This is a genomic window from Pseudoalteromonas sp. SWXJZ94C (assembly GCF_015864385.1).
GTDB lineage: Bacteria > Pseudomonadota > Gammaproteobacteria > Enterobacterales > Alteromonadaceae > Pseudoalteromonas.
In genome coordinates this window covers 1-22448 of record NZ_JADYXF010000057.1, presented here as the reverse complement: position 1 = coordinate 22448, position 22448 = coordinate 1, and the positions used below count along the sequence as shown (strand labels likewise).

Sequence of the window (22448 nt, the reverse complement as noted above, 5' to 3'; positions counted from 1 at the left end):
TTGCTGCTAAAGCCTGGGTCTCACATTACCCGAACTTGGTTATAAATAATAATTTGATGGGTTTATTATCCATACAATTGCTCTAGCTCTGAGGCATCTTTGTTATCACATGCCGTATCAATTTTATCGCCTAGAACTTCGATATTTTTGTTTAGCACTGTGGAATCCTTGGGTTATTATAAAGCTAAGGCTTACATTACAGACATTAGAAAAAGTAAGTCAATTGAAACATGGTTGAACCACTAAGAATCAGTTCGTTAACAAGAAAATGGGCTGAAATGAGTTAAACCGGAAAGGCAGCTACTGGCACAAAGCAGCCTTACTCTTTAGAGTTTCTGCTATTTAAGGTGGTCTGCTCACTTGTATGAACAAATTTCACGTTACTTACAAGATTAAAACAAGCTTGCTTATAAATTTGAACTCAACACAAACACGGTTAAGTTGTGCATTAAATAATAACTTAATAAGGTTATGTTGCCAGTTCAGATAACTTAATTGATTCAATCACCTAACTTATCTATTATTTGTGCTTTGGTTGCTTTTAATCTATCAGGAAGTGTTCCCATGGGATAACCTTCTTGCTCCATAATCACAACATTACTTATATTTTCATCAAAGTAAGTAATTGAGTCTACATAAGTTACATACCTATAATCGATTTCATTTTTTTCAGAAATAGGATACTGACTCTTAACTTCCTCAAACGAACTATCACGATAAACTACAATATTTACATCATACTTTCTTGGCCTTGAGTCTCCATGAGATTGCCACTGAAACCATTCTACACCCAACAACGAGCCACTCATTGAGGGAGGACCGAAAGCAGAATAAGGGAGTACTAATACTTGGCTTTGATTTGAATTGTTACTAGAACAGCCGCTAATAAAAAATACACAACAGATAAAAAGACAAAGAATAAATTTCATGATTACTCACCTTCAGCACATTTAAGTGTTTTCAAGCTCAGATTAGCAGTGTAGTGGTCAAACCTTGACTTCACACATTAAGAATCTTCGATGTCTGCTCATGGCACTTATGAGACTGTCAGGTTTGATTAAATATTATTAGTCAAACACCTGACAGTTAAGGTCTGAGCTAGTGCAAGTTAAGACTTATTGGCGAATAGTTAGAACTAGCAGCTATCACTTCTTCTCAAACCTCGGTACTTTTTGCTTATCTGCTTTACTCATTGCAAGCTCTTGGATTTCTTCTTGCTTATGCTCTGCCGATTTAGTTTCTAATGACTGCTGATTGGCATTCTCAAAAGAAAGCTCAGTAAGGAGTGCAAAGTGATCAGACCCATATTTAGCTAGGCGCTTAATACGCTTTACTTTAAAGCCTTCGCTGTGAAATAAGTGATCGAGCGGCCAGCGCATAAAAAAGTAACTTGCATGAAATGTATTGTAAAAACCGCGACCTTTTCGTGGGTCTAATAAGCCGCTAATTTGCATAAATAAACGCGTGCTACGCGACCATGCTACGTCGTTTAAGTCACCGGCAACTATGGTAGGACGAGTTGGATTTTTAAGTGCTTTAGCCACCATAATTAGCTCTGAGTCGCGCGGACGCGACGAGTCTTCTTCCGTTGGGCTTGGCGGTGCAGGATGAATAAAGTGCCCTTGCATTTGCAGACCGTCGTCGTTTTCGAACAAAATATGAATTGAGGGAATATCTTCCTCTATCAGCTCACATATTTGTGCATCAAGTATTTTAAACTTACTGTATAAATGCATGCCGTAGCGATTATCTTTAGGGCATTCTATGTAATACGGGTAATTTTTTTTAATGACTGATAATTTATTTTCCCACCAGCTATCGCTCTCAAGCGTGATAAGTAGGTCTGGTTGGTGCTCGTTAACCAAGCTAATTAACTGCTCACTTTTGTGGTTCGACATGAGTACATTTGCCGACATAATTCGTACGCTATGATCTATATGCTTAGGTGCGCTTTGCACTTCTTTTTTAGCAAGCCACGTATACGGGTAAATCCATTTACCTTGTAAAACCATTATAAGTAATGAGGTTAAGGCTATAAATACATAACCTATTTCGCTACTTTTCCATAATAAAAACAACGAAGTAACGGCTACAAAACTGGCAATATAAAATACTTGTAAGCGCACAAAGTCGCAGCTACGCACTAAGTAGTGTTGGCTGTACGACATTGGTAACAAGGTAACCAGTAAAAAAAAGCCAATAATTATAGCCAGCGCAATGAGCATTTTAATATCCTTATAAAGTTAATTTAGCGACTTAATATTGAAAGTATTTGTCGGGTATCGTGCACCATGTGAATTATTGTACGGTCTATTTCAATACTTACTGTACCATTCGCTTTAGAGCGTTCAATCACTCTACCTCGTTTATATATATCACGTTCTAAAAAGTCGCCCTTGTGGTAACTTTTACTTAGCCCTGGTGGAGTCCAACCTGCGCGAATTAACTGCTTTGCTTCTTTTTTAGAAAGGTAGTCATTATCGTTGTGCTTATTACTGTGCTTATTACTGTGCTTATTACTGTGCTTATTACTGTGCTTATTACTATGCTTATCTTTATGTGGATTTGCATCTGCGCTTATTGAAAATAAAGCCAATGCTACCAATCCCGTATATATAGGTGTTCTCATAAATAATCTCTAATGTAGTTAATAACTAAAGATTAACAAACATGGCTGAACATCGTATGAAACAACCAATACCTACTTAACGTTGTTTATATTGTGTTTTGCAGTGGCTTCGCATAATTGCGGGGTCTCGCAGTTTTAAATGTTTTGTTTTTCGACCTGCGTGTCGCTTACGCCAAACTTTAAAACTGCCTTTAGAAACGTTGTCTCGCATAAAAACCACCAGCTGCGGATACTTTAATCCGTATAACTGCTCTATTGCCTCGTAAGGGGTTCTATCTTCCCACGCCATTTCAATAATGCGGGACTGCTGCTCTGGGTTAAACATGGTGTATCTCACAAAATTTAACTTATACGCTAGGTAAAAATACTTAGATCAATACAATTAAGCCCAGTAGCTGTATAATTAGCATTCAGGTTACAAACTCAAAGGGAATTAGATTTATAATTATGCGTATAATATTACTTTTTTTAGCTTTAAATTTTTCCTCGTTATTACTTGCTGATCCAAGCAAAACTCTGCGCTGCGTAACAACTCACTACCCGCCTTTTACTATATATGATGAAAAAACCGATACATTTACGGGTTTAGATATTGAATACTTAACGTTTATTGAGCGTAATTTAAACTTAAAAATTGACGTTGTTCACTTACCTTGGGCACGCGTAAAAAAAGAAATGACGCTAGACTATTACGATTGCTATTTCTCCTTGGCTAATAATCAAGAACGTGCAAAATATTTAGATTTTACCAGTGAACCTTTGCATACCACTAAGTATGGTTTATTTACTTTAAACAACGATAAACTACACACCGACGATTTATCACACGCTACAATAGCTATGCTACGCGGTGTTGATGTTCCTGAGATTATTGCTACAAAATATAATCTTAATGATAATAATTTTATTCACTCGCTCTCAACAAAAGATACCTTTGGTCTACTAGAAAAAAACCGTGTTGAATACGCGATAACTAACTATCAAGCAGGTTTATGGTACTCAAAAGAATATAAGAATATTTATTCTCGGCAATTAAATGAGTTTACATTTCCTACTTACATTGCTTTTAAGCATGGTTTAATTGATACAAAATTAGTTGATGAACAAATAAAGCGCTTTAAAGCTCAACAGCATAAAAATAACTAAATTTATAAGCTATTAATACTTACGGAATAACGCATGTTTAAAAAACTACCAAAATGGGTTGAATACGGCGCTTTCACACTCGCATTTATAGCGGGCATCGTTAACGCGGTAGGCTTATTAGGATTTGAACATCAGGCTATTTCGCATGTATCGGGCTCAGTTACTTTGCTTGGTATTAAAACAATAACAAATACCAGCACAGCCTTGTTGCTACTCTCAATAATAATTAGCTTTATGTTGGGCTCTGCACTGTCGGGCTTATTGCTCTCTGGTGGCTCATTAAAACTTGGTCGTCATTACGACACCTTACTGTTTATTGAAGGACTGCTACTACTGGCGAGTGCCTATTTACTAAAAAACACATTTGTTTATGGGATTGTTTTAGCCTCTGCCGCATGTGGTTTACAAAATGCGCTAGCGACTAATTACAGTGGCGCAGTTGTTCGTACCACACACTTAACGGGTATTTTTACCGACCTTGGTTTAATGATTGGCAAAGCATTAAAAGGTGAGCAATTTGATACTCGTAAGTGCGTTATATTTTTACTCATTATTAGCGGCTTTTTATTAGGTGGAATTGTTGGTTATATTTTATTTAAGTATTTTTTAGTGCTCGCGTTATTATTTCCGGCGGCTGCGTGCTTTGTATTATCTTTTATATACAAAATATATAGGTTACGTACGCTTTAACGCAACGAGTTTAAAAGCACATAAAAACCGCATATTATAGAGGCAATGCAATATAGATCACTTTCAAGGAATGTATGAAACCTTATTTTTTGCCGCTGTTATTACCCTTTAGCCACACTGCGTTTGCCAACAATCAAAATAATGATGCAATAGAAACCATAACAACTACGGCATCACGTATTGAAGCGTTGTCGACCCCACTGCCTTTATCAATAAGTACACTAACGCAAGCGCAGCTAAATAGCATTGCGCCTACACATATTGAAGAAGCCCTGCAACGTGTAGCAGGTGCTAATATTCAACGCGGAAATGGTCAAGAGTATTTACCCGCCCTTCGCTCACAAGTGCTTTCGGGCGCGGGAGCCTGCGGCGGTATACTTACTCTAGAAGATGGCATACCACTGAGAGCCGCAGGGTTTTGTAACATAAACGAGCTATTTGAAGCGCACAGCGAAATGGCGCAGCGCATTGAAGTGCTAAAAGGTCCTGGTTCTGCGCTTTATGGTTCAAACGCTGTGCATGGTGTTATTAATGTAATAACACCCGACACTACTCAAGGCGGTGGTTTAGTTGGTTTAGACTATGGCTCGTACGGCTATACTCGCTACAAATTACGCGCAGGACAAGATTACGGCAACAGCGGTATAGGCATTAACGCAAGTGTTACCGACGATAGCGGTTACCGCGACGACGAAAGCGTAAAACAACAAAAAGTTAATATTCGCCATCGCTATTCAAATAATAATTTATTACTTACCTCTGGCCTTACTTACACAAACCTAGATCAGCAAACTGCAGGATTTATTACAGGCTTTGAAAGCTATAAAAACGAAGACCTAGCGCAAAAAAACTTTGACCCTGACGCATTTAGAAAAGCACGTGCATTTAGAGCATGGAGCAACGCAACATGGCAATTAAATAACGATGATGTGCTCTCCACTACGTTATATTTTCGTGACCAAAACATGGACTTTTTTAAGCACTTTTTACCCGGCACACCGCTTGAAAAAAACAGCCAAACCGGCTTTGGTGTGCAATCGCTTTATCAACATAATTTACAAAGTAATGTAAAAGTAAACCTAGGGCTTGATGGCGAATACACGCAAGCCGACTTTACTCAAAGCCAAAGTGAGCCAACTCAGGGCTCTGCATTTTTAGTTGCTACAGTGCCACAAGGTAAACATTACGATTACGATGTAAACGCGACGCTTTATGCGCCTTTTGCATCTATTGATTGGCAATTAAATAAATGGTTACTTACTGCAGGTGTACGCTACGAGCATATGCAGTACGACTACACCAATAATATGCTAGCTGGTAGAACAAAAGACGATGGCACAGAATGTGGATTTGGTGGCTGCCGATACAGTCGCCCAGCAAGCGCTAAAAATAGTTTTAGTAATTTATCGCCAAAGCTTGGCGTAAGTTATCAGTACAATACAAATAACACGCTTTATGCGAACTTTTCTCGCGGTTACAGAGCGCCACAAGCGGCTGAGCTATACCAATTACAACGCGAGCAAACTACTGCAAATTTAAGCGCCGAAATAGCTAATAATGCAGAGCTAGGTATTAAAGGAATTTACGAAAAGCTACGTTATGGCGTGTCGGTTTACGCTATGAGTAAACACAACACAATTTACCGCGATAGTGACTTTTTTACGGTAAATAATGGCAGCTCTCGCCATCGTGGTATTGAACTTGAATTTGACTACCAGCTAACGCAGTCGCTTGCGCTTAACTTTGCTGGCACTCACGCAAAGCATACTTATACTAACAACCAAGTACTTAATGGTTTAAATATAAATGGCAACGACATAGATACCGCGCCGCGCAATATTGCTAATCTTGATTTAACATGGCAAGCACTCAGCAATACACAACTTGCTTTGCAATGGCATCGTGTTGGTAACTACTACACCGACCCAGAAAACTTAAATAAATACCAAGGGCATGATGTTTTAAGCTTGCGCGCACAGTGGCAAGTTACTAGTAATCTTGAAGTGCTTGCCCGCATTATTAATTTAACCAATGAGGCTTATGCAGAGCGCGCCGATTACACCAGTTTTACCGGCGACAGGTACTTTCCTGGCAAACCTCGTAACGCCATGCTTTCGGCAACTTATACGTGGTAGTGCTTATTTAAGGACTAAGCTAATTTAACTGATTTAAGTCGCTCATGTATTTCATGGGCGACTTTTTCATCACTTTTTTAAACATAGTAATAAATGCACTCACCGACTCATACCCAAGTAACTCCGACACCTGCTGCACACTTTGCTTATCAGAAAGCGCCTTTAAGGCTGTAATTATATGCAATTGCGTACGCCACTTTCCAAATGTCATACCGGTTTCTTTTTTAATTAACCGCGCTAATGTGCGCTCAGTTAATGCAAACTGCTTAGCCCATTGTGGTAGTGTTTTTCGATTGTTTGGCATGTTTATTAACTGATCGCTCATTATTTGAATTACCTCGTTTTTAGATAATACAAAATCAAGAGGCTGTACGGGCATATCGATAAGTTGATCAAACAACACCTGCGCTAAACGTGCAGTTTTACTATTTAAAGCATAGTGCTGATTATGCGCAGCCAACTCACACATTAGCTCTTTAACCAGCGGCGTAATGGCTAACGTACAGGTATTTAGTGGCATACCGCTTTTACTACTATCAATAAATAAATGGCAAAGCTGCGCGTTATCAGACGCCCTATTACTATGCACCTTTTTTGCTGGGATCCAAATTGCACTGTGCGTAGGCACCATCCATATTTTTGCCGACACTTCACATGTTACATAACCATGCAGCGCTAAAATTAACTGCCCTTTTGGATGAGTGTGCAGAGGGATTTCGTGACTTGCATGGGCGTGCTCTATTTTGGCTATTATGGGCTGCGCCATAGTTTCAAAATTTTTAATGTCGTCCCAACCAATTGCATCAAACATAGTTTTGTCTGTTTTTAGTTATTTAATGTCATTATCTCTAAATTATAGTTTTTGCTAAGCCTTTATACTAGCGCCCATTAAATATTAGCTTTAATGGCATCTTTTTTGTTAAATAACACACCCAAATCACGCTTTGCTGGCATATTACTTGTGCTTGGCATATTACTTATTGCTGCAAATTTACGTGCCACATTTACAGGTATTGCACCTGTGCTTGAACAAATTATTAATCACTTTGGGCTTAGCGCATCACAAGCTGGGTTTTTAACAACATTACCACTCATTGCCTTTGCGGTTGTATCGCCAATGGCTGCAACTCTTGCTAAAAAGCAAGGGCTAGAGCGCACCTTGTTTGTAGCTTTGTTATTTATACTTGCAGGGGTTGCGGCGCGGGTAATAAATACCTCAGCCATGCTTTTTGTAGGCACCGCTATTATTGGTGTAGGTATTGCTATAGCAAACGTATTATTACCAAGCCTAATTAAGCGCGACTTTCCTGCTAAGATTGCGTTAATGACCTCTGCCTACGTGCTTACTATGGGCGTTGTATCGGGTGGGTTTTCTACTTTAGTATTCCCCCTTAGCCAACTAAACGGGTTAGGATGGCAGCTTGCACTGGGTTCATCAGCCATTATTACCTTGGCGAGTATTATTGTATGGATGTCGCAATTAAGTAAGCATACAAAACCTGCGAATATTGCTCAGCAATCTGACACTTCTAAAAGTGTATGGCGTTATTTACTAGCATGGCAAATTACCTTATTACTGGGTTTAAACTCTTTTTTAAATTATATAATTATTACGTGGTTACCAAGCATATTAACCGAAACCGGTCACTCAGCTACCCAAGCGGGTGCTTATCATGGTGCTTTTCAAATAGCGACTGCATTGCCTGGTTTAATATTAATTCCGCTACTTGCCAGATTAAAAGATCAAAGCGCGCTTAGCTTTATTTTAGCCATGCTGAGTGCACTCAGTGCGTTGGGGCTACTTTACATGCCTAACTTTGCCTTTGTATGGACCTTAATGCTGGGTTTTTGCTCTGGAGCGTGTTTTATATTGGGGCTGTCGTTTATTAGTTTACGAACCGATGATTCGCAACAAGCGGCTTCGCTTTCGGGCATGTCGCAAAGTGTAGGGTATTTACTTGCAGCAATTGGACCTATGCTGGCTGGTGCATTACACACAACTACGGGAAGCTGGAGTGCGCCATTGTGGTTATGCGCTATTGCTGGAGTATTGTGTGCATTATGCGGTTTAGGCAGTGGTAAAAATACCACTTTGGCTAAATCAGCTAACGAGTTGTTGTAACCATGAAAATAAACCAGATGAAGGTTTACTACTCGCGTGCTTTTGCTCATAGCGTTTATTCGTCGCTTCGCGCTGCTCACGACGCTCTTGCGCTAAATTAGCTTTTGCAGCAAAACGTAAACGTTGCTCTTGCGTTAACTCGTCATTAAAATTTATTACTGTTTTATTTACTGCACGGCTGCTTTTTGGTGAACTACACATGATCTTTCCTCTGTTGTGTAACTATTCAAATAGACAGCCGTTTAACTAATAAAATTTCAGAAAAACTCACTTTTAAATTTAAAGTGCGCCTATACACTCAACTTCTACTAACGAATCAAGCGCTAACGCATTAACAGCAAAAGCACTACGAGCAGGATACGGCGCATTAAAATACTGGGTATAAATAGCATTAAACGCTTTAAAGTCGTTTATATCAGTTAGCATAACCGTACACTTAACTATATTACTCATACTGTAGTTATGCTGCTTTAAAGTACGTTTAATATTTTCAAGCGTTTGCTTAGTCTCACCTTCAAAACCGCCTGTAGCCAACTTACCTGTTGCAGGGTTTATACCTATTTGCCCTGACATATAAAGTGTATTACCAGATTTTACTATTTGCGAAAATGGTAAGTTAGGGTTCGCTTCGCCTGCATTTAAAAATTCGACATTACTCGATGTTGCAAAAGCATTGCAGGTGATTAGCGAACTTCCTATAAAAACTATTTTTATCAGTGTGTTCATTATTTGATTCACTTTACTTTTGTGGTGTGGTTTCAAAGGCAGGAACTTCGTGTAAATTATTTAACCATGTAAGCGTTGATTGAGACCAAATTTGCGCAGACGGTTTAAACTCATCGCGCTGATCTACCGCACCAATACGTAGCCCATAAACACGACCTTCTTTTTCTGCATTTGTAGCATAAAGTGTTGTACCACAATTACCGCAAAAACCTTGAGCGCGCTTGTTACCGCTTTGCGCCGTTTTTACATACTCTTTAGGCTCACCATGGGTAAACACAACACTATCTGGTTCTGCAATTATAACGGCTCTAAAAGGACCGCTCGACATACGTTGGCAATCGCTACAATGACACACTAGTGCATTATTATTTTGTGTTTTAGCTTGGTATTTTATATCGCCGCAGTAGCAGCTTCCTGTAATTTTCACTATTTAGATCCTTAATGCTTATGAAGATTAAATATACTTTAAATATTCTGAATGATTTTAATGTAAATTGCTGCGTATTTGAGCCACAGGCACTTACAAAGATTGTAATCAGGATATAAAGACCGGTAATAACGATTCATTATTTTTAATAATTTATAAAAATATTTACCGCTTCTTTATATCTTCGGTTGGTTTTTTAATGCCTTATAATGTTTTTAAAATTTGAGCAGCCGCTAAAAACATGATGAAACCTTTTAAATAAAACAGCAATACCACGTTAGGCTAATGCGTAACGTGGTGCATTAAAACTATTTTTTATGGGTGTTTAGATAGTCAATAGCTAATAAGCTAAGCGCTTTGGTTCCTACTTTAAATGATGATTCGTCGGCATAAAAATACGGAGAGTGGTTACTTGCAACGGTTGCTAAGTCTTGTTCAGCAGGAGTACCGCCTAAAAATACAAATACACTTGGTATTTCAAGTGCATAAAACGAGAAGTCTTCTGCGCCCGTTATTTTATCCATTTCGATTACGTTATTCTCACCTGCTGCCCTCTCTAAGGTTGGTAGCATTTTTGCTGTTAACTCTGGGTTGTTAACTGTTACAGGGTAGCCTTCGTGAATATGTACATCAGCTGTAGCACCTGATGATTTAGCGATATGTGTTGCTGTAGTTTTAATTTTTTCAAATATTTGCGCGCGATTGTCCATATCAAAGTTACGAATAGTGCCTACCATTTCAACTTCTTCAGGAATAATATTATTACGAACACCACCAGCTATTTTTCCAAATGAGATAATTGCCGGCTCTTTAGTGATATTAATTTGACGACTTACAATATGGTTTACGCCCGTTACTATTTGCGCAGCGGCTGCAATAGGATCAACCCCTGTCCAAGGTGCAGAGCCATGCGCTTGACGTCCATGCACAGTAATTTCAAAACTATCAGCGCTAGCCATTGCTGGGCCACTTCGATAGCCAATTTGCCCGCTGTGCAGACCTGACGTTATATGTAGACCAAATGCAGCATCGGGTTTATATTTTTTAAATATTCCCTCTTTTAGCATAAGCTCAGCACCACCTTCCTCCCCTTGTGGTGCGCCCTCTTCTGCCGGTTGAAAAACAAACATAACGTTGCCATGTAATTCGTCTTTCATATTGGCAAGTACTTCTGCGGCGCCCATTAACATAGCTACGTGGGTATCGTGCCCACACGCATGCATAACACCTACATCAACGCCGCGATAATTAGTCGTTTTGATTGATTTAAATTCTACATCGGCTTTTTCGGTTACTGGAAGTGCATCCATATCGGCGCGTAACATAACGGTTGGACCTGGTTTACCGCCTTTTAAAATACCAACAACACCAGTATAAGCAATGTCGGTTTGTACTTGCATACCGAGTGCTTTTAAATGTTTAGCGACTATACCGGCGGTACGCGTTTCGCGATTGCCAAGCTCTGGATTTTGATGAAAATCGCGTCGCCACTTTATAACTTGCTGCTCCACGCTTTTTACTTGCTGGTCTAAGTTTGCGTTTGCGTTTGCGTTTGCGTTTGCGTTTGCGTTTGCGTTGAAAGTATTAAGTGCGGCGAATCCTATTGCGAGTGAAATTAATGAGCGTTTCATGTTCCATCCTTTATTTTTATTGTAATTAAGCCAACAACGACTTTTGTATTTTTAATATATGCGTACAAATTAAAAAAGTAAATTGAGATTCTCATTAAGAAAAATATTAACTTTTCTACTTTTCAAGTATGTTCAGCCAAACCTCTTTATAATCGCACTATAAATAGCTATTTGAACTACTGTATTATTTATTGGAATTATTAATGCCTTCATCACCAGCTAAAAAAAACAGTTTATTAATTGATATTTGGCAATCATTTTTAACATTACCTAATTGGGTGAAAATTTGGGTAGGGTTATGGCTTGCACCTATTAATATGCTTACCCTTTACTTTATTAACAACACTTCTGGTTTATTAATAACATGCCTTGCTTACGCGGGCTTACTGCCTAATTTATTTGTAATGATTTATAACCGAGGCTTTTCGAGATTGATGGCTTTACCGCATTTATTGCCATGGACAATAATGCTGGGGGTTATTTACAGTGCGCTGCCTTTAAGCGATGGGATTTATAGTGCTTTTTTATGGGCACTATTTATTACAAATTTTGTATCTTTAGTATTTGATTACCCAGATACCTACAAATGGTTTAAAGGACAAAAAGAAGTCGCAGGTAGGTAGTTAGTAGATAAATTTATAAAGCGATAACACTGTTATCGCTTTATCTCATTGTTATTAAAACTTTATATTTCTATATTTCCTCTTAAATTCAAATAATTTTAAGTCCTTTACCCTGCGTAGTTATTAACACCTAAATGATAATTTATATAACTCTGTTGTAATCTCATTTTCGCATCTCGATTTTTCAATTTATTTTATTACGCAATGATATGCCTTCAAACACAGAGCTGTTTTAACCCACTTTATTTAATGTATAAATCTGGTATCGTGCTTTGTCATTGTTTTATAGTCACAATGTATTTTTTAAGTGATAGCTAAGTGCTCAATCTGTAGGTAAGCACTTATTGCACGAACCTGTAATGAGTAAAATATGATTGGTGTAACGATAAAAGGAATTGGGATCGCTAACCCAAGTAGAATTGTGAGCTCTTGCGAAATTGACACTTTTCGGGGTGAACCGCTAGGTACAACCGAAATAAGAACAGGTATAAAGCAAAGGCGTTATTCAAGTAACGAAACTGCGGGCGAGCTTGGCGTTAAAGCCGTTAAAGAAGCACTCACACATGCTAATTTTGATTTGACTGATATTGATTGCATCATTTCAGCCTCTGGAACTATGGAGCAAGCCATTCCCTATAATGGCGCTAATCTTCATCGGTTACTTGGTTTAAAAGCCCCCATTCCCACGTTCGACATTAATATGACTTGCCTCAGTGCTGTTGCTGCAATAAATGTTGCTAATGCTTTAATTCAAAACGCGACGTATAAAAACATTTTATTAGTTTCATCCGAAATAGCGTCTGTTGGTATAGATTGGAATGACTCCGAAGTTGGCGGAATGTTTGGTGATGGTGCCGCAGCTATCATCATTGGGCAATCGAGTAACACAAGCCAAAGAGTGCTAGGTAGCCACTTTGAAACCCATAGTGAAGGTTATGAGTCGTGCCAAATTCGTGGTGGTGGCAGTACGTATCACCCGAGTAAAATTATTGACGAAGATTATAAAAAATACGGTTTATTTGAAATGCATGGAAAAATTGCATATCGCTTAACAGCAAAAGTTATGCCTGCATTTTTAAATAAGCTGCTGGGTAAAGCAAATGTTGAATTAAACGATATAGATTGGATAGTCCCACATCAGGCAAGTAACTTAGCATTAGAGCATTTAAAAAAGCGCTTAGGTGTGCCAGAGCATAAATTAATTAATATTTTGAGCGAAAGAGGAAATCAAATAGCGGCATCTATTCCCACTGCAATGAATGAGCTATTTAAACATCGAGCGGTTAAAAGTGGCGACAAAGTATTAATAATTGGCACGTCTGCAGGGTTAAGCCTTGGCGGGCTTATTATGGAGCTTTAATGAAAGCGATTATAACTGGCGGTACCGGTTTTTTAGGAAGCCACTTAGTTAAAGCACTTACGGCATTAAATTGGCAGGTAATTGTTTTAGCTAGAAACATTTCGCATATAACCAACACCTCATCAACCAATCTTGAATATAGATCCGTAGACATTGCAGATAGCAAAAGCTTAGATGTAGTGTTTGAAAATGCCGATGTGGTTTTTCACTGCGCGGCTTTATCATCGGTTTGGGGGAAATACACAGATTTTTATAATGTTAATGTGCAAGGCACTAAAAATATAATTACGTGCTGCGAAAAGTATAATATTAAAAAGTTAGTGTATGTTTCATCAACGAGTGTTTATTTTGAATATAAAAATGAAGTAAACATTAGTGAAAATCACCCTGTTGCTCGCTGTTTTGCCAACGATTATGCAAAAACAAAATACCTTGGTGAACAAGTCGTTTTAAAAGCAAAAAATAAAGTTAATGTTGTTGTAGTAAGACCAAGAGGGATCGTTGGTGATGGTGATGAATCAATAATGCCACGCTTGCTTCGCGTTGCAAAAAATGGCTATTTTCCGCTACTTAATAACGGCGAAGCCATTGTTGATGTAACCTACGTTAAGAATGTTGTTAAAGCCTTAATATTGTGTGCAACTGTAGATAATTTAAATGGTGAAATTTTTAATATTTCGAACGACCAGCCCATGAGAGTAAAAGATTTACTTAACCTAGCACTTAAAAATAAAAAAGTTAAATATATAAAATTACCCTATAAGTTAATTTTTGCAGCTGCATGGTTACTCGAAAAAAATGCAAAATTAATGAACAAAAGTGAACCAAGATTAACAATGTACGGCATTGGTTTATTGGCTCACACTCAGGTATTAAATATTGATAAAGCAAAAAGCAGGCTTGGATATAAGCCGTCTTATTCAATTGAAGATGCTGTAGATAATTACCTAAAATGGGAGGCTGACCGTGCTTGAGTTATATAAAGTGGGCCATTGTTGGCACCCCGAAGCGATGGTGCTTGGCAATTGCAATTTAAGTAAAATGAAGTTTCCGGCGCATATTGGCTTAATAAGGCACCCTACAAAGGGGCTTATATTATTTGATACAGGCTATGCTAAACGCTTTAGCAGTGTAACAAAACGCTTCCCCGAAAAGGCTTACAGTATACTTACACCGATGAAACTAGGCTGCAAAGAGCAATTAACCGAACAATTAATTAGTAACGGAATACATCCTTCAGACATAAAATATATTTTTATCTCGCATTTCCACGCTGATCATATTGCGGGGTTATTAGACTTCCCAGATGCTAAGTTTATTTGTTCTAAGGTCGCATTTACCGAAATTATGAAACTAGGAAAGTTAAGTGGTTTAATTAAGGGTTATTTAAAAAAATTAATTCCTACTGATTTTCATAAACGCTGCTCTTTTATTGAAGATTTAAAACCAACTGCATTAACTCAAAAGCTGCGCCCATTTCACAGTGGTTTTGATATTTTTAATGATGGGTCTTTATTTGCGATAAATCTGCCAGGTCATGCTGCAGGACATTATGGATTATTTTGTACTGGTACAAAAGCAGGCACCTTTTTGGTAGGCGATGCTGCTTGGACAAAAGATGCATACGAGAAAAGCTTATACCCCAACCCATTAGCTTATTTAATTATGGATAGCCGCAAAGCGTATATTGAAACACTTGATTCTTTAGGGCAGCTTTACGGTAATAGCAAAGATATAAAAATAATCCCTTCTCATTGTGAGCTTTCATTTAAAGAGTATTGCCGTGATCAACAAAGTTAAAAGGCTACTCGCTTTTTTAAAAGGGTACTTATTAGCAAAAAGAGGGAAGCATTTATCTCGAGAAAAAATTGATAAAATGCAATTAAAAGCATTTAACGCTTTTCGACGCAATGTGCTCGTTAAATCGAGTTTTTACTCATTATATTCAACAGATAATTTAGCTCAGTTTCCTGTTATTAATAAAGCTATTCATATGAATAACTTTGATACGATTAATACACAAGAATTGGTAAAAAAAGATGCATTAAATATCGCTATTCAATCAGAGCGTTCTCGAAACTTTAAGCCGGAATACAAAGGATTTAGCGTCGGATTATCGTCGGGTACTAGTGGTAACAGAGGCTTATTTGTAGTTAGTGAGCAAGAACAAGCGCAATGGGTTGGATATATTATTGGTAAAATGTTGCCTTTATCGATTAAAAAACACCGCGTTGCATTTTTTTTAAGAGCTAATAATAACTTGTATCAAAGTGCTAATGGATTAATGATTAGCTTTCAATTTTTTGATTTAATAAATGGCATTAGCGCAAACATTGATGAACTTAATAATTTTTCTCCGACACTTTTAATAGCCCCAGGCAGTGTATTAAGACGAATTGCACAAAGCCCTACCCGTATTTCACCAAGCAGAGTAATAGCCGTTGCAGAAGTACTTGAGCATGAAGACAGGCAAATTATTGAGCAACGCTTTAATATTAAGGTAGAACAAATATACCAATGCACAGAAGGTTTTTTAGCCGCGAGTTGCTCCGCTGGTAATTTACACTTAAATGAAGACACCTGCATAATTGAAAAACAATGGCTTGATAAATCAACAGGTCGCTTTAGTCCCATAGTGACGGATTTAAGAAGGACAACACAACCGGTTGTTAGATACTTACTTGATGACGTATTAATTGAAGACACTACACCTTGTGAATGCGGCTCTGCAATGACCCGAATCAAAAATATTGAAGGGCGTTGTGATGATGTACTAAAGTTTAAAGGGATTACAGGTGCCGACGTCGATGTGTTTTCTGACTATATTCGTAATACTATTATTTCTAGCTCCGATGAGATTGAACATTACAAGCTTACACAAACAGATAAAAATAAAGTACTCATTGAGATTCATCCATTAAAACCAAAAATAATTAATAATATTACTCAAGGTTTAGATAATCTTTGCCTACGGTTATCAGTAATATCGCCAGAATATACCTTTAAAGCAATACCACTCAAAGTAGGTATGGAAAAGCAACGCAGAGTAGTGAGGTTGTGTAATGGCTAACTTTTTAATTACCGGTGCTAGAGCCCCTGTCGCTTTGGAGTTAGCTAGAAACTTATTTCGTGATGGACACATTATTTACATGGTTGACTCTTTAGCATTCCCACTTGCTAAGTACTCAAAATGTGTAAAAAAAACATTTCGTATTACGGCTCCAAAAGCGTCACTGCTGCTATTTAAAAACGACATAAAATCTATTTTAAAACAATATAATATCGACGTAGTAATACCAACATGCGAAGAAGTATTTTATATTTCGGCAGTTAAACCCGACTTAGAACCTCACAGTACTATTTTTTGCCCTGATTTTAATTTAATAAAAAAGTTACATAGTAAGCACGCTATTTATTGTGCAGCTAAAAATACAGGATTCAGCAACCCAAATACTAAAATATTAAGTGGTGCAGCTTTATTAGCTAAAAAAATCTACAAGGAGCAAGTAATTAAAAAAGAGTTTTGTAGGTTTGGTACTGGCGTATTAATTGAGCCTAATTTTTGTGACGTGCTAACCCTTGTTGATAAGCAATTAGAACAGCAATTTATTATTCAAAATAAAGTTAAAGGCATTGAATATAGCTCTTACGCTATCGCTAATAATGGTGTCGTTTTATTTGATAGTATCTATACCTCAAAGCACAAGGTAAAAATGGGAGCGGGTATTTATTTTACGCCTGTTATTAATAAAAAAATTTCGGTGGCAATAAAAGCATTTTGTAAAAAAAATAATATTACAGGACAAATAAGTTTTGATGTAATTGAGAATGCACAAAATATTTATCTATTAGAATGCAACCCTCGGGCAACTAGTGGGCTGCACTTACTATCAGCAAACTCTTTATCGTCTGCCTTTTTGGAGAAAAGACATACACCTACGTGTGAAAATGAATTTAAAACACCTAAAATGATCACACTTGCCATGTTATTAATTGGTTTGCCTATCGCTTTAAAGAACGCGCAATTCAAACAATGGAAAAGCGATTATCAAGCAGCGACTGATGTTATATCAGTAAAAAACGATCGTTCATTTATTTTATTTTCATTGCTTTCATTATTTGAAATTATAACCATATCTATTAAAACACTCACATCACTAAGAGCGGCTTCTACGTTTGATATAGAATGGGATGGAGAAGACTTTGATGATCAATAAAACGCCTCCCCTTTATTCAAAACAAGCTGTTAGCCATTATATTTCAAGTTTTAACAACCCGTATTTATGCCATATTAGTAATGTTGTAACAAAAATGGATGAGCTAAGCGTATCAAGTAGCCTTGCATTACCGATAACAATTAACGACTCTGATTATCAAAATAGTTATGTTTGCTCTCCTTACACTGCATTAGTACCTTATTGCAAAGAAGAGCTAGAAAAAGTCGATTCGATTTTTATTCAATACGCTGTAAATGGGCTAATTTACATTTTTGATATCATTTTAAAAAGGTCAAAAATAAATAAAATTTGTCAGGTTAATAATTGGCTGCTTTCTACCAATCTATTTCCTGCATCGTTAAAAAAAACACATATTAATGAATCAAAAAAAACGCTAGTAGCTAACTACCCTACACATTTATTAATGTATCGCTCTTTAAACTATTACACGAATAGAAATTTAATTGAGTACTTTTTAGAGCTGGGCTTTGAGCTTATACCCACACGCCAAGTATATATTTTTGATAAGAGAATTAACGACTTTTCGAAAACTCATAATTACAAAATGGATAGAAAGCTTTTAAATAAAACTGGCTATTGCTATGTGCCTCAAAATAAAATATTGCCTAGTGACATACCCAGAATTGTTGAACTTTATAATGCACTGTATATAGAAAAGTACTCGCAACATAATCCTAAATTTACCCACTCTTATATCGAAATGATTATTGAGCATCCAAACTTTTACATTGAAGGTTTTCGTAACAAGAATGGGGTTTTAGATGCTGTTGGCGGACGATTTGAAATAGATGGAGTCGTTACTTTGCCTATCGTTGGGTATGATACAAAAAAACCAACTAAATTAGGTTTATATCGATTATTAGTAATATCTACACTGCAATATACAGAAGACAAAAACCTCGTTTTTAACGCAAGCTCTGGCGCATCAAAATTTAAATTATTACGTGGTGCCACTCCTTATATTGAATATTCAGCAATCTATTCTAAACATCTATTATTTGGTAGAAGATTGATTTGGCAAGTATTACAAGTGCTGTTAAAGCATATATTCATCCCTATCGTAAAACGTTACAAATTATGAAACACAAAACAATATTACCTGTTGCAGTATCTAAAGAGTTAGGAGAAAGAAAACCTATAAGAGTATGTTTTGATGAAAGTTATGTTGTATTGTTTCGTACATCACAAGGCATAAGTGCATTTTTAGATGCGTGTCCGCACAGAGGCGTACCTTTATCGAATGGGTGCGTTAAAAAAGGAAATATAAAATGCATGTATCATGGCTGGCAGTTCAACGATAAAGGCGTATTAATTGATGTACCAGGAGATCCTAACTTTAAGTCTTATTCATCCCCAGTATTAACTTTATTCTATGCTAAGGAATACGATGGGCTAATATGGCTAAGTCGCAATAAATTCAGCTGTAGTGAACTGTTTACCCCTATGCTTCCCCCTACTCATGAGCATGCAACAGTAGTAAAAACAATTAACGCTAATAAAATAGAAATAGCCGAAAACTTTTTAGACGCGCTGCATACTCACTCTATTCACACCGGCATAATCAGATCGTCAAAACTAAAAAACCGATGCACTGTAACCGTGCAAAATGTAATTGATGGTTATGAAGCTAGCTATATAGAAGATAGACAGCAAACGGGTATTTTAAGCCGCTTGTTTGGGAGCCAGATTACCAAAGGTATTGGTCGAATAAGGCAACCAGGCATAATTGAACTTGAATATATTACTGCAGATAACGCGATTGAGATGTCGGTTGTAATCTATATTATTGAAGAGAGAGAGGGAGCATGTAAATTAATTTTGCGGACCTACCTTAAAAAGTCGAAAGTTCCTTTTATAGTAAAAGCATTACTTTTAGCTCCATTTCAATTTTTAGTATTACATCAAGATAAAAAAGTGCTTGAGTTGCAGCATAAATCGCTTACTGAAAATCCCAACTTTAAACCTATTGTTAGAAAAACTGATATTATGCGACGCTATATCGAAAAAACGTACGAAGGCACTATTGAAGAATGTAATGTTAAATTGGAAATTATGCTTTAACGTAATATATAAATTTTAAACGAAGTAGTAGGCAAGTAAATAAAAGAATCAAAGTATTAATCCTCATAAAGTAAACTTAATCAGTTCAAATATTTGATTAACTTACTTGGTGTTATCAATAAATGCAAAAGCAGATAATAAAATAGCGGTAATAATTATTAATAAAGTAAGTCTCTCTGATGTAAGTGAGAAAATGCTTACCTGTCTATAAATAGGCTTAGATAAGAAAGTATATCGAAGTTTTTTTAAAGCACAGCAGCTTTAAATGGTTAGTGGTTAGTGGTTCAATTCAAATTAATGTACCTTCACTACTAAATTTAATTATACCGTTAGCTAAAACTTAATAAATGAATTTTTATATCAGTTTAGATACAAAAATAATGCAATTAATTAAGTTGTTAGCTAACTAGGCAATCAATTTTTTAATTAGGGTTGTATGCATTTGCGTTTTTAATACTCTCAAAATCATTAAAGCGTACGTTATGTTGAGCCATAACTTTAAGTATTTTTTCACTCAGCATTTGACGTAAATAAAATGGCTGATTGGGCACAAAATGATGGATTGTATGCGTTTTACCAAAGTTGAAACTAAAAAGGTGGAATGGCATAAACAAACGGCTCGTTAATACGTGAGTCTGTTCAAGCATATTATTAACACCACCGTAATAGTGCATACTTGAAGTCACAAAATTAAGCGAGCTTGAACGAATAATATTTGGAATAATTAATACCACCATCAAAAACTCAAATACGTTCATTGTATTCAATAACCATTCTGGTGAATTTAACGTAAGCGGAATAAATAAATCAGCAATATTAAAGATTATTACGCTATACAAAACAATAAAATACGAAGTGGCTATTGGAAATCCCGCATTAAATACCTTAAAGAAACTAAACCCATCAATTTCTTTTTTAAAACGCTTAGCGTTAATAGTAAGCCCTAGTAATCCATCCATAATGACAGCAGCACGTAAAAAAGGATTTTTAATACCATTGCCAACTAAACGTTCTTCTAAGTCTTGTTGAGTGCCAGACGTTTTATGATGATGTAAATGCATTTTACGCCTAAACCATGGGCTTACTGTATTAGGGCGCATTAGCCATACAGTTAACATCATAAAGTTATGCATAAATGGTAGGTTACTAAAATACTGTTTATGGATCAGATCGTGTTCAAGCTCATGAGAAATAGATGTAGCAATCGCTGCTAATATAATACATACCCAAGCTGGTATAATTGCTAAATAATATAAAACCCCAGCACCAATCAAAGCCCCTAGCGATAATAATAGTATAGCTAGACCTAGCGTATTTTGGTGAGCAAGCAACGGATGCTTTTCACGTAATAATACTTCCTCTGTTTTAATAGCTTTGACAATTGCTTGAATATTTTGCTTAGCACTTAACTGATTCATCGTTATCCGATTTACTATTTCAATTAAGCACTATCATACCCTAATCGAATGTGGCTGCCAAAAACCGAAATGTAAAAGATTACTTTTCATCCTTATTTGTACCTCTTTATTTAATTATTAATATAAAAAGAACTATTTTCAAATACAGAGAAAGCCAACCTTTAAGAAGGGTTTTAAATGTGAAGTTAGTGCTTTACGCAGTAGAGTTCTGTCGCACTTATCGCGATTAGTGAAAATACTACGCTATCATGAGAAAGCAGCTTGGCTTTTGCATTGAGATATTTATAAGCATAATTGAGGATGACGAGAGTAGATTCTATCTGCCATCTACCCACGTTTAACTTTTCTGCAGAAGTAATACCAATCCGCAATAATACTTAATCAATTTGAGGGATTAAACCTAACGCTAACTGCGTTAAAAATGCCTAATATAGAACAACTAAATAATGAAATTTTTGCCTTGTTGTCGACACTATTTTCTTACCTCAAAATAGACCACTTATTTAACCGAATCGATATAAAAAGCCCGAACCGTTAAATTCGAGATTTCTACAATATAAAGTCGGTGCGCTACGCATACGCAGTAGAATGTTTTAGTGCCCATAGCGGTGGAGAGTTACAATATAAATACAGCATAATCATTCTCTCAAGCTGCTTATTATCGCGCTATTGCTGAGACTGGTGAGCTAAGTGGGCTTCTTTAAAGTGGGTCATGAGCTGAAATCGAATGAAATAAGGCATATTAATGGGAGTGTAGGGTGTGAGTTGTGCGTTATTCCCTCCAGATTTTACTTTTCTGCAGACGTAAAAAAGCCCGAGTCGTTAGATTCGGGCTCTCTACAATGTGAAGTCGGTGCGCGCAGTAGAATGTTTTAGTGCCCAAAGCGGTGGAGAGCCACAGTGTAAATACCGCACTATCATTCTCACAAGCTGCTTATTATCGCGCTATTGCTGAGACTGGTGAGCTAAGTGGGCTTCTTTAAAGTGGGTCATGAGCTGAAGTCGAATGAAATAAGGGATATTAATGGGAGTGTAGGGTGCGAGTTGTGCATTATTCCCCCACATTTCACTATTCTGCAGACGTAAAAAAGCCCGAATCGTTAGATTCGGGCTTTCTACAATTTGAAGCCTGGTAATGTCCTACTTTCACATAGCAAATGCTACACTATCATCGGCGCTGTTTCGTTTCACTACTGAGTTCGGCATGGGATCAGGTGGGTCCAAAACGCTATTGTCACCAAG

The 22448-nt window shown here is 37.0% G+C and carries 22 protein-coding genes and 1 rRNA gene; 12 read left to right on the top strand and 11 right to left on the bottom strand.

The features are described from left to right. Positions 1 to 500 precede the first annotated feature (500 nt). From I6F65_RS18930 to I6F65_RS18915, 4 genes are all read right to left on the bottom strand, one after another. Entirely contained in the window at positions 501 to 929 is a 429-nt protein-coding gene (locus I6F65_RS18930) for a hypothetical protein (protein WP_197114400.1), read from the bottom strand. Between the two features lie 216 nt (positions 930 to 1145). After that, on the bottom strand, positions 1146 to 2225 hold the full coding sequence (locus tag I6F65_RS18925; protein WP_197114398.1) for an endonuclease/exonuclease/phosphatase family protein: 1080 nt from the start codon (positions 2223 to 2225) through the stop codon (positions 1146 to 1148). A 23-nt stretch (positions 2226 to 2248) separates the two neighbouring features. Next, the gene (locus I6F65_RS18920) at positions 2249 to 2629 is read right to left on the bottom strand and encodes a hypothetical protein (protein WP_197114396.1); all 381 of its coding nucleotides are present in this window, start codon (positions 2627 to 2629) and stop codon (positions 2249 to 2251) included. 76 nt (positions 2630 to 2705) lie between these two features. After that, complete coding sequence (locus tag I6F65_RS18915) at positions 2706 to 2954, bottom strand: TIGR03643 family protein (RefSeq protein WP_024612353.1); 249 nt, start codon at positions 2952 to 2954, stop codon at positions 2706 to 2708. A gap of 122 nt (positions 2955 to 3076) precedes the next feature. On the opposite strand from I6F65_RS18915, the gene I6F65_RS18910 reads away from it, so the two are divergent. The 3 genes from I6F65_RS18910 (at position 3077) to I6F65_RS18900 (ending at position 6600) form a co-directional block, all read left to right on the top strand. Then, positions 3077 to 3775 (top strand): ABC transporter substrate-binding protein, encoded by a 699-nt coding sequence (locus tag I6F65_RS18910; protein WP_197114394.1) that lies wholly within the window; start codon positions 3077 to 3079, stop codon positions 3773 to 3775. A gap of 33 nt (positions 3776 to 3808) precedes the next feature. Then, positions 3809 to 4465, top strand: coding sequence for a YoaK family protein (locus I6F65_RS18905; protein ID WP_024612351.1), 657 nt, complete (start codon positions 3809 to 3811; stop codon positions 4463 to 4465). A 74-nt stretch (positions 4466 to 4539) separates the two neighbouring features. Continuing rightward, complete coding sequence (locus I6F65_RS18900) at positions 4540 to 6600, top strand: TonB-dependent receptor (RefSeq protein WP_197114392.1); 2061 nt, start codon at positions 4540 to 4542, stop codon at positions 6598 to 6600. A 19-nt stretch (positions 6601 to 6619) separates the two neighbouring features. Here the strand turns inward: I6F65_RS18900 and I6F65_RS18895 are convergent, their stop codons facing one another. Then, complete coding sequence (locus tag I6F65_RS18895) at positions 6620 to 7411, bottom strand: helix-turn-helix domain-containing protein (RefSeq protein WP_024612350.1); 792 nt, start codon at positions 7409 to 7411, stop codon at positions 6620 to 6622. Between the two features lie 105 nt (positions 7412 to 7516). Between I6F65_RS18895 and I6F65_RS18890 the strand changes: the two genes are divergently transcribed. Continuing rightward, positions 7517 to 8722, top strand: a complete 1206-nt coding sequence (locus I6F65_RS18890; RefSeq protein ID WP_024612349.1) for an MFS transporter — start codon at positions 7517 to 7519, stop codon at positions 8720 to 8722. On the opposite strand, the gene I6F65_RS18885 is transcribed toward I6F65_RS18890, so the two are convergent. From I6F65_RS18885 to I6F65_RS18870, 4 genes are all read right to left on the bottom strand, one after another. Then, complete coding sequence (locus I6F65_RS18885) at positions 8702 to 8923, bottom strand: hypothetical protein (RefSeq protein ID WP_024612348.1); 222 nt, start codon at positions 8921 to 8923, stop codon at positions 8702 to 8704. The two genes, I6F65_RS18890 and I6F65_RS18885, sit on opposite strands and share 21 nt — an antisense overlap. A 78-nt stretch (positions 8924 to 9001) precedes the next feature. Then, positions 9002 to 9448, bottom strand: a complete 447-nt coding sequence (locus I6F65_RS18880) for a RidA family protein (RefSeq protein WP_197114391.1) — start codon at positions 9446 to 9448, stop codon at positions 9002 to 9004. A 13-nt stretch (positions 9449 to 9461) separates the two neighbouring features. Next, the gene (locus I6F65_RS18875; RefSeq protein WP_197114389.1) at positions 9462 to 9875 is read right to left on the bottom strand and encodes a GFA family protein; all 414 of its coding nucleotides are present in this window, start codon (positions 9873 to 9875) and stop codon (positions 9462 to 9464) included. A 308-nt stretch (positions 9876 to 10183) separates the two neighbouring features. Continuing rightward, the gene (locus tag I6F65_RS18870; protein ID WP_197114387.1) at positions 10184 to 11506 is read right to left on the bottom strand and encodes a M20 family metallopeptidase; all 1323 of its coding nucleotides are present in this window, start codon (positions 11504 to 11506) and stop codon (positions 10184 to 10186) included. Between the two features lie 203 nt (positions 11507 to 11709). Here I6F65_RS18870 and I6F65_RS18865 point away from each other — a divergent pair, with 203 nt between their 5' ends. From I6F65_RS18865 to I6F65_RS18830, 8 genes are all read left to right on the top strand, one after another. After that, positions 11710 to 12129, top strand: coding sequence for a hypothetical protein (locus I6F65_RS18865; RefSeq protein WP_197114385.1), 420 nt, complete (start codon positions 11710 to 11712; stop codon positions 12127 to 12129). Positions 12130 to 12499: 370 nt separating this feature from the next. Next, entirely contained in the window at positions 12500 to 13489 is a 990-nt protein-coding gene (locus tag I6F65_RS18860; protein ID WP_197114383.1) for a 3-oxoacyl-[acyl-carrier-protein] synthase III C-terminal domain-containing protein, read from the top strand. Next, on the top strand, positions 13489 to 14463 hold the full coding sequence (locus I6F65_RS18855) for an NAD(P)-dependent oxidoreductase (protein WP_197114381.1): 975 nt from the start codon (positions 13489 to 13491) through the stop codon (positions 14461 to 14463). Before I6F65_RS18860 ends, I6F65_RS18855 begins: the two co-directional genes overlap by 1 nt. Further along, positions 14456 to 15289 (top strand): MBL fold metallo-hydrolase, encoded by an 834-nt coding sequence (locus I6F65_RS18850; RefSeq protein WP_197114379.1) that lies wholly within the window; start codon positions 14456 to 14458, stop codon positions 15287 to 15289. Before I6F65_RS18855 ends, I6F65_RS18850 begins: the two co-directional genes overlap by 8 nt. Beyond that, positions 15273 to 16559: a F390 synthetase-related protein gene (locus tag I6F65_RS18845; protein ID WP_197114377.1), complete on the top strand. Its 1287-nt coding sequence runs from the start codon at positions 15273 to 15275 to the stop codon at positions 16557 to 16559. The genes I6F65_RS18850 and I6F65_RS18845 overlap by 17 nt, the downstream gene beginning before the upstream one ends. Continuing rightward, positions 16552 to 17706 carry an ATP-grasp domain-containing protein gene (locus I6F65_RS18840; RefSeq protein WP_197114376.1) on the top strand — a complete coding sequence of 385 codons (1155 nt, stop codon included), beginning with the start codon at positions 16552 to 16554 and terminating at the stop codon, positions 17704 to 17706. The genes I6F65_RS18845 and I6F65_RS18840 overlap by 8 nt, the downstream gene beginning before the upstream one ends. Further along, complete coding sequence (locus I6F65_RS18835; protein WP_197114375.1) at positions 17696 to 18808, top strand: hypothetical protein; 1113 nt, start codon at positions 17696 to 17698, stop codon at positions 18806 to 18808. Before I6F65_RS18840 ends, I6F65_RS18835 begins: the two co-directional genes overlap by 11 nt. Next, positions 18805 to 19788 (top strand): Rieske 2Fe-2S domain-containing protein, encoded by a 984-nt coding sequence (locus I6F65_RS18830; RefSeq protein WP_197114374.1) that lies wholly within the window; start codon positions 18805 to 18807, stop codon positions 19786 to 19788. The genes I6F65_RS18835 and I6F65_RS18830 overlap by 4 nt, the downstream gene beginning before the upstream one ends. A gap of 422 nt (positions 19789 to 20210) precedes the next feature. Here I6F65_RS18830 and I6F65_RS18825 read toward each other — a convergent pair whose 3' ends face one another. After that, positions 20211 to 21206: a fatty acid desaturase gene (locus tag I6F65_RS18825; protein ID WP_197114367.1), complete on the bottom strand. Its 996-nt coding sequence runs from the start codon at positions 21204 to 21206 to the stop codon at positions 20211 to 20213. Between the two features lie 1127 nt (positions 21207 to 22333). After that, a 5S ribosomal RNA gene (gene rrf, locus I6F65_RS18820) occupies positions 22334 to 22448 on the bottom strand.